At 66.0% G+C, this 15335-nt stretch carries 14 protein-coding genes; 6 read left to right on the top strand and 8 right to left on the bottom strand.

Annotation, left to right across the window (positions count from 1 at the left end):
* Positions 1-41: 41 nt before the first annotated feature.
* Both ODI_RS01960 and ODI_RS01955 read right to left on the bottom strand, forming a co-directional pair.
* Positions 42-2231, bottom strand: coding sequence for a TonB-dependent receptor family protein (locus tag ODI_RS01960; protein ID WP_082985387.1), 2190 nt, complete (start codon positions 2229-2231; stop codon positions 42-44).
* Between the two features lie 92 nt (positions 2232-2323).
* Complete coding sequence (locus ODI_RS01955; protein ID WP_067756137.1) at positions 2324-2947, bottom strand: DUF2239 family protein; 624 nt, start codon at positions 2945-2947, stop codon at positions 2324-2326.
* A gap of 252 nt (positions 2948-3199) precedes the next feature.
* Between ODI_RS01955 and ODI_RS01950 the strand changes: the two genes are divergently transcribed.
* The 3 genes from ODI_RS01950 to ODI_RS01940 all read left to right on the top strand — a co-directional run bounded on the left by ODI_RS01950 (position 3200) and on the right by ODI_RS01940 (position 6257).
* Positions 3200-5407 carry a TonB-dependent receptor gene (locus ODI_RS01950; protein ID WP_067756134.1) on the top strand — a complete coding sequence of 736 codons (2208 nt, stop codon included), beginning with the start codon at positions 3200-3202 and terminating at the stop codon, positions 5405-5407.
* A gap of 216 nt (positions 5408-5623) precedes the next feature.
* The gene (locus ODI_RS01945) at positions 5624-5971 is read left to right on the top strand and encodes a type II toxin-antitoxin system RelE/ParE family toxin (RefSeq protein ID WP_067756131.1); all 348 of its coding nucleotides are present in this window, start codon (positions 5624-5626) and stop codon (positions 5969-5971) included.
* Complete coding sequence (locus tag ODI_RS01940; protein ID WP_067756128.1) at positions 5952-6257, top strand: helix-turn-helix domain-containing transcriptional regulator; 306 nt, start codon at positions 5952-5954, stop codon at positions 6255-6257. Before ODI_RS01945 ends, ODI_RS01940 begins: the two co-directional genes overlap by 20 nt.
* A 9-nt stretch (positions 6258-6266) precedes the next feature.
* Here the strand turns inward: ODI_RS01940 and ODI_RS01935 are convergent, their stop codons facing one another.
* Positions 6267-7163 carry a LysR family transcriptional regulator gene (locus ODI_RS01935; RefSeq protein ID WP_067756125.1) on the bottom strand — a complete coding sequence of 299 codons (897 nt, stop codon included), beginning with the start codon at positions 7161-7163 and terminating at the stop codon, positions 6267-6269.
* Positions 7164-7264: 101 nt separating this feature from the next.
* Between ODI_RS01935 and ODI_RS01930 the strand changes: the two genes are divergently transcribed.
* Entirely contained in the window at positions 7265-8518 is a 1254-nt protein-coding gene (locus ODI_RS01930) for an MFS transporter (protein ID WP_067756122.1), read from the top strand.
* Here the strand turns inward: ODI_RS01930 and ODI_RS01925 are convergent.
* The 4 genes from ODI_RS01925 to ODI_RS01910 all read right to left on the bottom strand — a co-directional run bounded on the left by ODI_RS01925 (position 8431) and on the right by ODI_RS01910 (position 12887).
* Complete coding sequence (locus tag ODI_RS01925; protein WP_067756119.1) at positions 8431-9354, bottom strand: SMP-30/gluconolactonase/LRE family protein; 924 nt, start codon at positions 9352-9354, stop codon at positions 8431-8433. The genes ODI_RS01930 and ODI_RS01925 overlap by 88 nt on opposite strands.
* A gap of 111 nt (positions 9355-9465) precedes the next feature.
* Positions 9466-10434 carry a Bug family tripartite tricarboxylate transporter substrate binding protein gene (locus ODI_RS01920; RefSeq protein ID WP_231968170.1) on the bottom strand — a complete coding sequence of 323 codons (969 nt, stop codon included), beginning with the start codon at positions 10432-10434 and terminating at the stop codon, positions 9466-9468.
* Positions 10435-10692: 258 nt separating this feature from the next.
* Positions 10693-11913 (bottom strand): CaiB/BaiF CoA transferase family protein, encoded by a 1221-nt coding sequence (locus ODI_RS01915; protein ID WP_067756113.1) that lies wholly within the window; start codon positions 11911-11913, stop codon positions 10693-10695.
* Positions 11914-11915: 2 nt separating this feature from the next.
* Positions 11916-12887: a hydroxymethylglutaryl-CoA lyase gene (locus ODI_RS01910; protein ID WP_067756110.1), complete on the bottom strand. Its 972-nt coding sequence runs from the start codon at positions 12885-12887 to the stop codon at positions 11916-11918.
* A gap of 273 nt (positions 12888-13160) precedes the next feature.
* On the opposite strand from ODI_RS01910, the gene ODI_RS01905 reads away from it, so the two are divergent.
* Both ODI_RS01905 and ODI_RS01900 read left to right on the top strand, forming a co-directional pair.
* Entirely contained in the window at positions 13161-13874 is a 714-nt protein-coding gene (locus ODI_RS01905) for an IclR family transcriptional regulator (protein WP_067756107.1), read from the top strand.
* 233 nt (positions 13875-14107) lie between these two features.
* Complete coding sequence (locus ODI_RS01900) at positions 14108-14791, top strand: YrbL family protein (protein ID WP_082985385.1); 684 nt, start codon at positions 14108-14110, stop codon at positions 14789-14791.
* Here the strand turns inward: ODI_RS01900 and ODI_RS01895 are convergent.
* Positions 14753-15301 carry a GNAT family N-acetyltransferase gene (locus ODI_RS01895; protein ID WP_231968169.1) on the bottom strand — a complete coding sequence of 183 codons (549 nt, stop codon included), beginning with the start codon at positions 15299-15301 and terminating at the stop codon, positions 14753-14755. The genes ODI_RS01900 and ODI_RS01895 overlap by 39 nt on opposite strands.
* Positions 15302-15335: the final 34 nt, after the last annotated feature.

Here is a 15335-nt window from a genome sequence, read left to right as displayed (position 1 = left end):
AACAGGAGGCGGCCCTGAACGGGCCGCCCGGTGTACACACGTCAGAACGTGTATTGCACGCTGGCGCCCGCATACCAGGCGATACCCGGCGCCGGCTCGTAATAGCGGCGATTGCCATCCCCCACGATGACCGAGCCGATGTATTGCTTGTCCAGCAGGTTGTCCAGGCGGAACAGTTGGCGGAAGGTCCACGGGCCGTGCGTCTGCTCGAACTGGGTGCGCCAGTTCAGGACGGTGTAGGCAGGCGCGGGGGCTCGGGTGTTAGTGTCCTCGACGTAGACCTTACCGCGATATACGGCCTCCAAGCCGGTGGTCACCCACGGACGAGGTGTCCAGGCAATCTCGGCGTAGGCGTTCATTTCCGGCACACCTGGCAGGCGGTTGCCGCGCGCGATAAGGTTGGTTCCGTTCGTGAAGCTACTGTCGTAGGTCGCGTCCAGATACGTGAACGCCGCAGCAGCACGCCACTGGGGGCTCAGACGCGAATCCAGCGAGAGTTCGGCGCCGCGGCGCAGGGTGTTGCCGGCATTCCTGTAGCTATTTCGGCCGCCTTGCGCCTCGGCAACCACCAACTCATCTTTCGTACGAATCTGGAAGACGGCCACATCCACACGCGTATCCTCGCCGATCAACGCCTTGATGCCAGCCTCTATCTGTTCGCTGCGCGAGGGGCCCAACGCGCTGTTGAAACCGCCGCCACCTGCCGAATAAGCCAGCTCACCCAAGGACGGCGTTTCCGTTCCTTTGCCCGCATTCACATAGACATGCAAGGCAGGCGTTACAGCATAAGAGGCCCCCAAGGCTGGGGCATAACGCGTGTAGCGCCTTGAGCCCGTGTCATCTCCGTTGGACAGATAGTGATCGTCCACCTCGATCTTCACCTCATTGCGACGCAACCCGGCCTGAAGCGTCCAACGGCCCACTTCCCAACTCGCATGGGCGTAGGGGTCAACCGATGTGACGGTGTTGATTTCGTCACGGCGAAGACGTCCACGCACCCCCAGGTGCTCGACGCCGCCCTCAACGATGAAATTCTCGTAACCCTGACGGTCGTCCTCGCTACGGTCATATGCCAAACCGCCCGTCAGCGTCAGCGTCCCTCCGCCAAACCCAAAAGGCTGTTGCCACTGCGCTCCGCCACCCTCGAAGCGGCGGTTGAAGTCCACAACCCCGCCGGCATGCGTCTGCAAGCCGGTGCTCGGGTGTGGCCGTTGCTGAACATCACTCGGTATCGACAGATACTGTGTCACTCTCCGCGCACCGCCGTAAGCATTCAATGACAGCGTTCCATCGCCGATCCGCCGCTCGTAGGCGATACCACCCTGTCTGTGCCGAATGCTCTTGCGTGTATTGAAGTCCAGCGCCTGCGACGCCACCCCACGCGGATTGTCCCGCGCCATCTGCCAGGTCAGCCCCAGCGGATCATCCGTGTTCCGCTGATCCAGGCTGCTGAACACCACGCGCAAGGTGCTGCGGTCATCGGGCCGGATCGTCAGCTTGCCGAAGCCCTGGTCGCGCCGCACCGCGCTGTGCTCGCGATAGCCATCGCTGCTCATGCGCGACGCATCCAGCACATAGCCCACGCCGTCGATCTCGCCTTCCGAGCCCAGCCGGCGCTTCCACAGGCCGTCGCTGCCCGACAGCGTTTCCGCGGTGATGCTGGGACGTCCCTGGCCATCGCGCGAGAACACCTGGATCACGCCACCGGCATTGCTGCCGTACAAGGTCGCCATCGGGCCGCGCAGCACTTCGATGCGCTCGGCGGTGTCCAGGTTGAAGGTGGCCGCCTGGCCTTGTCCGTCGGGCGTGCTGGCGGGAATGCCGTCGGTGATGAGCTTCAACCCACGCACGCCGAAGGGCGTCTGCGCGCCAAAACCGCGCGAGGAGATCTGCAGGTCCTGGGCGTAGTTCTGGCGGTTCTGCACCACCAGGCCCGGGACGCGCGCCAACGCTTCGGACGCGTTGATCCGCAATTGGCCGGTCGCTATCTGGCTCGCGTCGACACTGTCGACCGAATACGGCGCCATGAAGCTGGAGATTGCGCCGTAGCTGCCGGACACCACGATGGTGTCCAGCGTGTTCGGCTCGGGGGAAGGCTGCGCGGCCTGCGCGTGGGCGGCGCTCAGGCCACCGGCCAGCAGGGCCACGGCCAGCGCGCCGGGACGCAGCCGCCAGGAGGAATGAAAGACGAAGACAGGGCGGGCCTGCGGGGCGGACCGTTCAGGGGTCATGCGGATCTCGGGTGAAGCAAGGCGGTCGAACCACCAGGAAAGTGCCGCGTCGCCACCAGCCGTCCGCGCTGGTCCCCCAGGGAAAACGGCCCTCAGGCCAGGGCCGGCTCTTCGATCTCGAAGGCCGTCAGGGCCAGCCGCGCGGCATGCGCGCGTATATCGACCGGCCAGCCGCTGATATGTTCACGAAACGCGGCGGCATCGCCGGAATATAACGCCCGCGACGCTTCCTCGTAGCCAGGGCGGTTGCCCGCCATCGTCTGCATGAAGGCGTCGCACGCTGCCTGGGCGCTGCGCACCCGGTCATGCCACGCGTTCTCGCGCTTGGCGGCATCGACCAGCTTGCGCAGCGTCACCGACGCCCCGCCGGGCTGGGCGGAGAGCCATTCCCAATGCCGGGGCAGCAGCGTCACCTCGCGCGCCACCACGCCCAGTCTTGGCCGGCCCGGGCCTCGGGGAACGGGCGCTGCCGGGGCCACCTCTGCCTCCGGGCTGGCATCCGCCACGCGCAGGCGCGCGGCCACTTCGTCGGGCGAGCCCCGCAAGTCCAGATCCACCTGCCTGCCGGTGGCGTCGTCGAATACCAGCAGGCTGCGCCCAGGTTGCGCATCCAGCGCCGCGCGCGCCGCGCCGGCCACATGCGAAGGCGCGCCAGTAGCCAGGCACTGGTCCCCCGAAAAAGCCGTATAGCTGGGCGAGAAGGCGATGTCATTCATGGGGCGTCTCCGGTAACGGTCCATCATCCTTCCGATACTACCCAGCCCAATTTCGCTTTCAATATCACCCGGATTTAAATTGTGCCGCAACGTTACGCACCCACTCGGTGTGGCGTGCATGCGACACAGTTGCTTACTTTGTTGCAAGAGGCTGGGGGTTGAGGGCTATCCGCCTTGCAAGAGTCAAGAATCGTCAAGAATAATAAGAACGATTCACATTTTCCTTAAAGCGTCCTGACAGGATTCCGCCACATGCCTTCTCGTTTCCCCACCGTCCGCCCCACGCTCCTGGCCCGCGCCCTGCGCGCCGCCTTGGCGACGGCGTTCGTCAGCCCCGCCCTGCTCCCCCTGGCAGTGCAGGCGCAGACCGTCTCCGCGCCCACGCCTTCGCCCGACGTGCAGACGCTGCAGAGCGTGACGGTCCGGGCCGAAGCCCCGATCTCGGCCCCCACGCCGACGACCTACGGCGGCGGCCAGGTCGCCACGGGTGGCCAGATGGGGATCCTGGGCAACCTGGACATCATGGAAGCGCCCTTCACGATCAGCAGCTATACCTCGAAACTGGTCCAGGATCAGCAAGCTCGCACGCTGGGCGACGTCTTGAAGAACGACTCGTCCGTGCAAGTAGGCAACGGCTTCGGCAACCAGGCGCAGACCTTCGTGATCCGCGGCTTCGCGCTGAACAACGACGACCTGTCCTTCAACGGCCTGTACGGCATCCTGCCGCGCCAGGTGCTGCCCACCCAGATGGTCGAGCGCGTCGAGGTCTTCAAGGGCGCGAGCGGCTTCCTGAACGGCGCCGCCCCCGGCGGTTCGGGCCTGGGCGGCCTGATCAACATCCAGCCCAAGCGCGCCACGGATGACCCCATCTCCCGCGTCGACGTCGACTACACCAGCCGCGGCCAATTCGGCGGCGGCGTGGACATCGGCCGCCGCTGGGGGGCAGACAACCAGTTCGGCGTGCGCGTCAATGCCGCACACCGCGATGGTGAAACCTCGGTCAAGGACGCCGACGAGCGCATCAGCATGGGTTCGGTCGGTCTCGACTTCCGTGGAGAGCGCCTGCGCGTGTCGGTGGATGCCGGCGCACAAAGGGTCCGCTACGACCATCCGCGCTCGGCCATCCGCCTGAGCAGCACCGACGTGCCGAGCGCACCGGAAACGGACGTGAACTACGGGCAATCGTGGGCCTACTCCGACCTGGAAAGCCGCTTCCTGGTGGGCCGCGCTGAATTCGACATCAACAACAACTGGATGGCCTATGCGGCCATCGGCACCAGCACCGATGAAGAAGAAGGCCTCTACGCCACGCCGACGGTCGGCGGAGACGGTATCGGCACCCAGGGCTACCTGAATTCGCCCTATCGCCGCGACTCGGTCACCGGCGAAACCGGCCTGCGCGGCCGTTTCAACACGGGATCGGTCGGTCATCGCGTCAACCTGAACGTCTCGGCGCTCAAGCAGATCGGTCGCACGGCTTACGCCAGCCCGGCCTTCGGCACGCCGGCCAGCCCCCAGAACATCCACGACCCCGTGCAATTCGAACGCCCTGCCGAAGGCCCTTCGGTCGGCGATTTGAATGACCCGCCCCGCTCCGAGCGCACCATCCTGCGCAGTGTCACGCTGTCGGACACCCTGTCCTTCATGGATGAACGCTTGCTCGTGACGATCGGCGCACGCCACCAGTCGATCGACCAGCGCACGTACGGCGCCTTCGGCTCGGCGTACGACGACTCGGTCATCTCTCCGATGGGCGGTATCGTCTTCCGCGCCACGGACAACCTGTCGGTGTACGCGAACTACATCCAGGGCCTGGCACGCGGTGAAGTCGCCCCGAACAACGCCGCCAACCCCGGCGAATTGTTCAAGCCAGCACGCACCAAGCAGATCGAAGCCGGCGTGAAGGCCGACTTCGGCGACTACGGCGCCAGTTTCGCCGTGTTCCAGATCCAACGGCCTGATTTCTATCAGGACATCAACACGAATATCTTCAGCGACGCCGGCCGTCAACGTAATCGCGGTGTCGAACTGAATGTGTACGGCGAACCCATGACGGGCCTGCGCCTGATCGGCGGCATCACGCTCATGCAAGCCAAGCTGCGCAACACCAACGGCGGCCTGCAGGACGGCAACTATGCCCGAGGCGTGCCCAAGTACCAGGCAGTCCTGGGCGCCGAATACGACCTGCCCGCGCTGCAGGGCTTGACCCTGCAAGGCCATGTCTCGCGCCGCGGCGCGCAGTACATCGACATCAACAACAGCGCCGAGATCCCGGCGTGGACCCGCGTCGACCTGGGCGCGCGCTACACCACCAAGCTGCAAGGCAAGGAAGTGACGTGGCGCCTGGGCGTGGACAACGTCTTCGACAAGAAGTACTGGGCCACCGTAGCGCCCCAGTTCGGCCAGATCACGGCCGGCACGGGCCGCGTCTACAAGGCCACGATGTCCGTCGCCTTCTGATCGCCGCGCCGCCAGGCGTACTGAAGCAGGGCAAGACCGCCCCGGCCGCCATAAGGCGCCGGGGCGGTTTTTCTTTTCCGTTCGAGTCTCTCCTCATGGAGAAAACGCGCGCAGGGGGAGGCACAGAGCAAGCCTCCCCGCGACAATCCTGGCCATCCCGCGCACCCCCTCTCCATGGTGTTTCGCGCGTTGACGAAATTTCGCTTATTAACGAAAATGGCCCGATATCGAATTGCGCATTACCTAACCGCCGACCACCACGACCCGTATCTCTCACGGCTGAAGTACGCCCGTGATCAGCAGGCGCGAATCGCCGTCATCCGGCGTATCGCTCGCCTAGGGCAAGGCAACTTCGGCGACCATCGCTATTGCCGAGAGGGTGTCTGGGAATTGCGCATCGACATGGGACCAGGCTACCGCGTGTACTACGCCACGGCTGGCCCACAACGGGTGCTTCTGCTTTGCGCTGGCGACAAGCGCAATCAGACCAACGACATCGCCCGTGCCGTGGCGTACTGGAACGACTGGCAGCAAAGGAAAGACGATGAAAACCCGCCCGCATGACGATGCCATGGCCGAGCTGTACCGCGACGACCCCGAACTGGCGCTTGCCGCGCTCAATGCCATCCTGGCGGATGGCGACCAGGGAGAACTCCTGGCCGTCCTGCGCCAATTCGCGCAAGCGTTCGGCGGTGTGCAGGAAGTTGCCCGGCGGGCGGCCTTGAATCCCACCCAGCTCTACCGCACACTTTCTCCGCAGGGCAACCCTGCGCTCAGCAGCCTGACTGCGATACTGAAGGCAATGGGACTTCGATTGGAAATCCGGCCCCTGGCGCACGCCACCTCATAAAGCACCGCCTCACTCCAACCGCCCCCGCAATCCCTCCTGCACATAATCCAGGAAGCACGAAATCCGCGCGCCCAGCGCGGTGTTGCGGTAGTACACCGCCTGGATGGGCTGGCGCACGTCCACCGTGACGCGCGCCAGCACCTGCACCAGATCCCCGCGCGCGCGATCGGCGTGGGTCATGAAGTCCGCCAGGCAGACGATGCCCTGCCCTGCCAAGGCAAGCTCGCGCAGGATCTCGCCGTTGCTGGCCTGCAAGGCCGGCGTGATGACGTAGCGCTCGTCCTGCGCATGGCGCAGCGGCCAATGGTTCAAGTGTTCCGGCTGCGAGAAACCCAGCAGGCTGTGCCGTGCCAGGTCAGCCACGTTGCGCGGCTTGCCGCGCTCGGCCAGGTAGGCCGGACTGGCCAGCACCCGCAGGCGGCTGTGGCCCAGCGGGCGCGCGTGCAGCGTGGAGTCGCGCAGGATGCCGATGCGGATCGCCACGTCGGTGCGCCGTTCCAGCAGGTCGATGTTGCCCTCGTCGCTGTGCAGCGACAGGTCGATCTCCGGAAACCGCCGGCGAAAGCCATCCACCAGCGGCACCAGCGCATGCACCATGAACGGCGTGGCCGCGTTCACGCGCAACCGCCCGGCGGGGCGGCTGCGGCGCACGGCCATCTGGTTCTCGGCGTCTTCGACCGCGTCCAGGATCTGGCGGGCCCGCGCCAGGAACAGCGCGCCTTCCTCCGTCAGTGCCAGCCGCCGCGTGGTCCGGCGCAGCAAGGTGGTGCCCAGCTTTTCCTCCAGGCGCGCCAGCGCCCGGCTGACGCCGGAAGCGGTCTGGGACAACTGCTCGGCCGCGGCGGTGATGGAGCCTGTGTCCACCACGGCGGCAAAGACGGAAAGCTCATCGAGGGTCGTTTTCATTCTTGAATATTAGTCAAAAATATTCTGCCTGGAACCCCGTTTTTTGAAAGGATGGGCGGCGCGATACTGCCGGGCACTTTCCCCGCAACCGGATTCCCGCCATGCGCATTGCCCTCCTGGCGCTCACGATCAGCGCCTTCGCCATCGGTACCACCGAGTTCGTGATCGTCGGACTCATCCCGACCATCGCCGCCGATCTCGGCGTGTCGTTGCCCTCGGCTGGCCTGCTGGTCAGTCTCTATGCCCTGGGCGTGGCCATCGGCGCGCCCGTGCTCACGGCGCTGACCGGCAGGCTGCCGCGCAAGACGCTGCTGCTCGCGCTCATGGTGCTCTTCACGCTGGGCAACCTGCTGGCCTGGCAGGCGCCGGGCTATGGCCCGCTGGTGGCCGCGCGCATCCTCACGGGCCTGGCGCACGGCGTGTTCTTCTCCATCGGCTCGACCCTGGCCACCAGCCTGGTGCCCAAGGAGAAGGCCGCCGGCGCCATCGCCATCATGTTCACCGGCCTGACCGTCGCGCTGGTGACCGGCGTGCCGCTGGGCACTTTCATCGGTCAGCACTACGGCTGGCGCGAGACCTTCCTGGCGGTGTCGCTGCTGGGGGTGGTCGCCTTCATCGGCAGCCTGCTGTTCGTGCCGCGCAACATCCCGCGCGGCACCACGGCCACCCTGCTGCAGCAGGCCAAGGTGCTGGGCCAGGGCCGGCTGCTGCTGGTCTACGCCATGACGGCCGTGGGCTACGGCGGCTCGTTCATCGCCTTCACTTTCCTCGCGCCGATCCTGCAGGACGTCACCGGTTTCGCGCCCGGCGCGGTCAGCCTGGTGATGCTGGTCTATGGGGTGTCGGTCGCCGTGGGCAACCTGTGGGGCGGCCGCCTGGCCGATCGACAGGGACCGATCCCGGCGCTCACGCGCATCTTCCTGCTGCTGGCCATCGTGCTGTTCGTGCTGACCTGGACCGCGCACAGTCCGTGGCTGGCGCTGGCCACCGTGCTGGCCTGGGGCGCCGTCGCCTTCGGCAACGTGCCCGGCCTGCAGGTCTATGTGGTGCGCCAGGCTGAGCGCCACGCGCCGCAGGCGGTGGACGTGGCCTCGGGCCTGAACATCGCGGCCTTCAACCTTGGCATCGCGCTGGGCGCCTGGGGCGGCGGCCTCATCGTGGAACACCTGGGCCTCATGCACACGCCCTGGATCGGCGGCGTGGTGGTGCTGGGCGCCCTGGCCCTGACGGCCTGGAGCGGTCGCCTGGACCAGCGCGACGCGCGCCGTCAGGCGTGCGAGTACAGCGCCGCGCCCTCGCAGGGCAGCGCGGCGGTCAGCACCGTGCCGGTCGAGGAATCGGTCAGCACCAGCTGACGCGTGCCCGGCCGGAAAGCCACGTTGGTGATGGTCTTGCCGCAAGGGCTTTGCACGAAATGGGTGACCTCGCCCATGGCGTTCAGCACGAAGGCGCCGCCCAGGCTGGCGTGCGCAACCACCAGTTCGTTGTTCGCGCCCACCGCCATGCCATCGGGGCCGCTGGTGCCGAAGAACGTGCGCAGCACGCCCACCTTGCTGAGCGAGCCGTCACGCTGCACCGGGCCGCGCCACACGGCGTTGCCGCGCGTGACAGCCAGGAAGAAGGCCTTGCCATGCGCGTCCAGCGCCAGGCCGTTGGGGCTGGGCGCATTGGACAGCAGCACGTCCAGGCGGCCATCGGCGGGATCGTAGCGGTAGACGCGTCCGCTGGGGTCGTGCATGCCGGTCTGGCCCTGGTCGGTAAACCAGCAGCGGCCCTGTGCATCGAAGATCAGGTCGTTGATGCCCTTGAAGGACTCGCTGTTGCGATGGCCCAGCACGGCTTCGGGTTGGCCGCCCTCGGGCGACAGGCGCAGCAGGCCGCGGCGGTAGTCGGCAATCCAGATGCTGCCATCGCGATGGATGGCCAGGCCATTGGGCCAGCCGTCGTACTCGGCCACCACGTGCCAGGCGCCTTGCGCATCGATACGCAGGATGCGGCCGTGCGGAATGTCGGTCACATAGAGGTTGCCCGCGCGGTCGAAGACCGGGCCTTCCAGGAAACTGTCGATGGGTTCGCCCGCCTTGTTGGCATCCGCCCAGGCTGACGGCCGGGGCAGGCGCAGCGCATCGGGCATCGCGGTCAGCACCTCGGCCTGGATGCGTTCGGGCGGGGTGAAGGAAAGGTTCCACATCTTCTTTTTCTCCTGGAAAGAAAACAGGCGCGGCCGATGGCCGCGCCTGTGGGGCGCGCGTGTCAGTCTACGACAGGCACGCGTTCACGCGTATTGCCTTGCCCGCGCCGATTACTCGGGTTTGACGCCAGCCTTCTTGGCGACGTCGGTCCACAGCGTGATTTCCTCGCTGACCAGCTTCTGGAACTCGGCGGGCTTCAGCGTGCCGGGCTTGGCGCCCTGCTCTTCCAGCTGGGCACGCAGCTTGTCGTCGTCCAGGGCCTTCAGCACCAGCGTCGACAGCTTCTCGACGACGGGCGCGGGCGTGTTGCGCGGCACGGCGAAACCGAACCAGTTGATGACCTGGTAGTCGGCCAGGCCGGCTTCCTTGAAGGTCGGCACGTTCGGCAGGGCCTTCAGCCGCTCATTGCCGCTGACGGCCAGCGCGCGCACGCGATTGCCCTTGATGGGGCCGATGGCGGTGGGCGTGGCGGTGATCAGGAAGTCGATCTGGCCGGCCATCAGGTCGGTCATGGCGGCGCCGGCGCCACGGTAGGGGATGTGGGCGACGTTGATCTGGGCCTGGTCACGGAAGACTTCCGACGACAGGTGGGTGGAGCTGCCTTGGCCGCCCGAGCCGAAGTTCAGCAGGCCGGGGTTCTGCTTGGCGTAGTCGATCAGGTCCTGCATCGTCTGGAATTTCGACGCTTGCGGCACGACCAGCGTGACGGGCGACTGGATCAGCATGCTGACCGGCACCAGGTCGTTCTTGTGGTCCCAGGCCAGCTTGTCGAACAGCGCCGGCAGCATGGCGTAGGTCGTGTCGTTGGTCAGGATGTTGTAGCCGTCGGCGGCCGACCGGACCACGTCCAGGGTGCCGATGGTGCCCGACGCGCCGGCCTTGTTCTCGACGAAGAAGGTCTGGCCATTTTGTTCCGTCAGCTTTTGCGCGACGATGCGGGCAGCGTAGTCGGTGGTGCCGCCTGCCGAATACGGCACGACGATGCGCACGGGCTTGGACGGATAGGTATCAGCCGATTCTGCGGCCTGGGCGTTGAACGCGAAGGCCAGCATGGCCGCTGCGACGAGGGGGAATTTCACACTAAGTCTCCAGGTGGATAAGCAAAGCATGGGAACAGTCCAGACCTGGCGGGCTTTTGACCCGTCAAGTCGCAACATGCTGCCACGCATGAAAGCGTTATAAAAGGTATCGGTTGTATCACCGATTGAAACGTTTGAACAAAGGGGTTATTTCGCACCAAAAAGTGAAAAGTTCGCGACTGTCGCGGGCGCGGGATGCAAGGAACCGGGGCGCGTCCGGAAATCCGGCCGCGTCCTTTCCTTTGGCACCGCCCGCGATCAGCCTTCGCCGTCGTGGATGATCTGCTGGGATTCCAGCGCCTTGATCTCGTCGGCGCTGTAACCCAGTTCCCGCAGCAACGCAGCGGTATGCTCGCCGATGGAAGGCGGATTGCTGCGCACGCCCAGCCGCTCGCCATCCAGCATCAGCGGCAGGAGCGGCGTGCGGGTATCCAGGTCCGCCTGCGCGCCGCTGGCATCGGGCGCGATATGCACAGGTGCCAGGCCGCCGCTTTCGCGCAGGTGCTCGTCCTCGAACAGTTCATGCGGCTGCGTGATCGGCGCGAAGGGCAGTCCGTGCGCTTCGAAGCGCGTCGAGATCTCGTCCGCGGAATAGGTTGCCATCACGGCGCGCAGTTGCGGCATCAGCCACTCGCGCTCGGCCACGCGTTGCGGGTTGGTCGCCAGGCGCGGCGACGCCTTCAGCGCGGCCAGGCCGAAGGCGTCGCAGAACAGGCGCCATTGCGTATCCGACACCACGCCGAGGAAAATCTGCCCGCCGTCGCGCGCCTCGAACACGTCGTAGACCGCCCAGGCCGCCACGCGGCTGGGCATGGGCTTGGCGGGCTTGCCGGTCACGGCGTACTGCATCATGTGCGTGCCCATCAGGAACACGTTGTTCTCGAAGAGCGAGCTTTCGACCTGCTGGCCGCGGCCCGTCGTGTCGCGGGTGCGCAGCGCGGCCATGGCGCCGATGGCGCCGAAGATGCCGCCCATGATGTCGTTGACCGACGCCCCGGCCCGCAGCGGACGGCCTTCGGGACCGGTCATGTAGGCCATGCCGCCCATCATCTGCACGACCTCGTCCAGCGCGGTGCGCTGGTCGTAGGGCCCCTTCAGGAAGCCCTTGTGCGAGACATAGATCAGGCGGGGATTGAGCTTGGACAGCGCCTCATAGCCCAGGCCCAGCTTTTCCATGGTGCCGGGCTTGAAGTTCTCGCTGAACACATCGGCCGTGGCAAGCAGGCGCAGCACGGCTTCGCGGCCAGCGGGCTGCTTCACGTCCACCGCCAGGCTCTTCTTGTTGCGGTTGAACATGGCATAGAAGCCCGAGCCCGAACCGGGCAGGCGGCGCGTGTTGTCGCCGTTGACGGGTTCGACCTTGATGACTTCGGCGCCCAGGTCCGCGAGCAGCATGCCGCAGCTCGGGCCCATGACCATGTGCGTGAATTCGACGACGCGGATGCCGGCGAGCGGCAAGGGGTTCTTCTGTTCGCTCATGATCAGGCCTGCGCTCCGCAACCGACGCGCGCGGGCGTCTCGGGCGGCACGCGGCCATCGGCATAGACGAAGCCCTTGGGCAGGCCGGCGTCAGGGACGTGGCCGTACAGCGGCTCGCCAGGCAGGCCTTCGGCCAGCACGGCGCGCGCGGCCAGCAGCTTCTCGACGTCGATGCCGGTGTCCAGGCCCATGGCTTCCAGCAGATACACCAGGTCTTCGGTGACGATGTTGCCGGTGGCGCCCGGCGCGTAGGGACAGCCGCCCAGGCCGCCCTGGCTGGCGTCGAAGGTGGTGACGCCAGCATCCAGCGCGGCGACCACGTTGGCCATGCCCTGGCCACGCGTGTTGTGGAAGTGCGCGCCGCCCGCCTTCTCGCCCAGCTCGGCCTGCAGGCGACGGAACATGCGGCCCACCTGGGCCGGGTTGCCGTAGCCCGTGGTGTCGGACAGGCCGACCTCGTCCACGCCCAGCTCGGCCATCAGATGCCCGATGCGCATCGTTTCGTCATCGGCCACGGCGCCGGCCAGCGTGCAGCCGAAGGCCACCGACATGCCGGCCTCGATGGCAATGCCGGGGTACTGCGCGTTGCGCAGCGCCACGACCTGGCGCACTTCCTCGAAGACCTGTTCGTGCGTGCGGCGGATGTTCGCCAGCGAATGCACTTCCGTCACCGAGATCGGCAGCGTGATCTTGTGCACGCCAGCCTCGAACGCGGCCTGCGCGCCCTTCAGGTTGGGCACGAGCACGGCCACGTGCAGGCCGGGCAGGGTCTTGGCATGGGCCACCACCTGCGCGGTGTCGGCCATTTGCGGCAACAGCTTGGGAGAGACGAAGGAGCCGACCTCGATTTCCTGCAGGCCCGCCGCATGCAGCGCCGAGATCCACTGCGTCTTGTGCGCCAGGCTCATCGTGCGCTTGACGCTTTGCAGGCCGTCGCGGGGTCCGACCTCGCTCACCAATACTTTTGTTGCCACGGGACATTCCTGTTTCTGTCGGGGACGTCCCAGCGCACGAAGCGTTGTGCGTTTGGACCGCGTCTCCGGATTTATTCATCGTAGACCTTGCAGTCCGCGATTCTGTTCTATAAGATTCCGTTCTATAGGATACATATCCTAAGGAACGCTACTTATAAATTCTATTTGATAGAATCAAGTTCTATCCTTAAAATAGATTATTCGCTTGACCGTCCGCGCTGTCAATCGCGCCGCGGTCTTTTCCCTGCTGTCTTTTTGGTACGCGAGTCATTCATGCCCAGGAAATCCGCGCAGAAGTCCGTCGCCGACGAGAACCTCGCCCCCGGCGGCGTTGCCGCCGTCGACAAAGCCCTCACGGTGCTTGCCGCCTTTCGCAATGGCGACGAGTCGCTGAGCCTGACCGAATTGGCCAACCGCACGCGGCTCTACAAGAGCGCGGTGTCGCGGCTGCTTGCCTCGCTGGTCCATGGCCGACTGATCCGTCAGACGGAAACCGGTCGCTATGCTATCGGCCCGGAAGTGGCACGCTTGCATGCCCTTTACGCGGCGTCCTTTTCACTGGAACCGCTGGTCACGCCGCTGCTGCAACGCCTGGTGGCGCAGACCGGTGAAAGCGCGGCCTTCCACGTGCGCCAGGGCGACCAGCGCATCTGCCTGTATCGGGTCGATTCCCCGCAGCCGCTGCGCGACCACCTGAAGGCCGGCGACGTGCTGCCCATGGGGCGTGGCGCGGGTGGCCGCGTGCTGAGCGCCTACAGCGGCGGCATCGGCGAGGTCTATGAGCAGATCCGCCGCGACGGCGTCATCCTGCTGAACGGCGACCGCACGCCCGACCTGTCGGGCATCTCGGCGCCGGTCTTCAAGAACGGCACGGAGCTGGTGGGCGCCGTCACACTGACCATGCCCACGCATCGCCTGAACCCGAGCCACGTGCAACTGGTGAAGGACGCGGCGCGCGAGCTCTGCGACACGCTGGACAGCAACTAGGCCGACGCCAGCCTCCGTGCAGCGGAGGCCCTGTCCGCCACGTTGACACAAACGTCGAATTTGCGTCAAAACAACGAATCCCCTTGGGCTTGAGGTGACTCAAGCATTCCAGGGGGCTTCCACGCGCCACCTGGGCCCTCCAAGGCAAGAAGCGCTGATAATATTTGTTTCATCATCATGAAATAAATGCCGGGAATCCTTGCCTTGTGCGACGAGGACGGGCGGAGACGCAGATGGATTCGACTGGCCGCGCCACATCGACAGACCCACCCGAGGCATTGAGCCTGGCCACCCTGATCGGCACCGGCAATCAGCGGGAATGCTGGCAACACCCGCTGGACCCATCCCTGTGCATCAAGGTGAGCCGCGCCGGGCAATCTGCCGACCTCCTCGAGAATGCGCTCGAGCTGCATTACCTCCAGCACCTCAACACCCGCAAGCTCACGTCGCAGCACCTGCCCAAGATCCATCAACCGGTAGCCACCTCGAAGGGCCACGGGATCGTGGTGGAACTGATCCGGGGCCGCGATGGCCAGGCCGCGCAGACGCTCGAGCGCATGCTCCACTCGGGCGCCATCTCCCAGCTGGAAGCACTTGGCTTGATCACCGAAATGCTGCACTGGCTGCACAAGAACGGTGTCATCTGGAACGACGTGAATCTGTGCAATGTCGTCGTCGCACATACCTGTGCGGGGCGCCCTTACCTGGTCATCGTGGATGGCCTGGGCGGACGCCGCTACGATTTCCGCTACCGGCTACGCTGCAAGTTCAAGTTTCTTGAACGCTGGACCGCGCGCCGAAAGATCAACCAGCACTTCCCCAAGATCCTGGCGTATCTCGGACTGAGTGACGCACCGCCGGCTGGCTCGAAGGCGGCATCAGCCGCCCTGCCCCGCGGCGCCACGGTCCACCACTGAATCCATCGCACGCGCCAGGTAGCAGGCGCCCTCGCCATACTGGCGCAACTTTTCCGCCAGCCCCGGCATCACCCCGACCGGCGTCGCGTACCCCAGCCGCAGCCAGTAGGGAACGGCCTCGGCCAGTGCCACCAGGCAGCCATGTCGCAAACCAGCTTCCCAGGCCTGGCGCCTGCCGGCTTCGTACAGTGCCTTGCCCACGCCGCGCCCCTGCGCGCGGGGATGCACGGCGCAATCATGCAGGAACCAATGGTCGGCGCCTGCCGGCAGTGAGGGCAAGGCCTGGCCGAGTTCGGGCGGCAACCCGCCCGACCACGGATACGCGACCAGGTAGCCCTGCATCGCGTCGCTGGCGGCATCCCTCGCCACCCAGCAGGTCGCCGGAGACAAGGCCAGGCGATTCAGGAAGAAGCCCGCCTCTTCGTTGAGGATGGCGGGGTAGGCGGCGGCCTGGACATCGAGCACGTCGGGGATGTCCGCGGCGCACATGCCGCGCAGGACCAGGGACATGGCAGACACGCGCGCCATGGGCGCGCAGGATAGG

Source organism: Orrella dioscoreae (assembly GCF_900089455.2).
GTDB classification, from domain to species: domain Bacteria; phylum Pseudomonadota; class Gammaproteobacteria; order Burkholderiales; family Burkholderiaceae_B; genus Orrella; species Orrella dioscoreae.
This window is presented reverse-complemented; position numbering and strand designations above follow the sequence as displayed.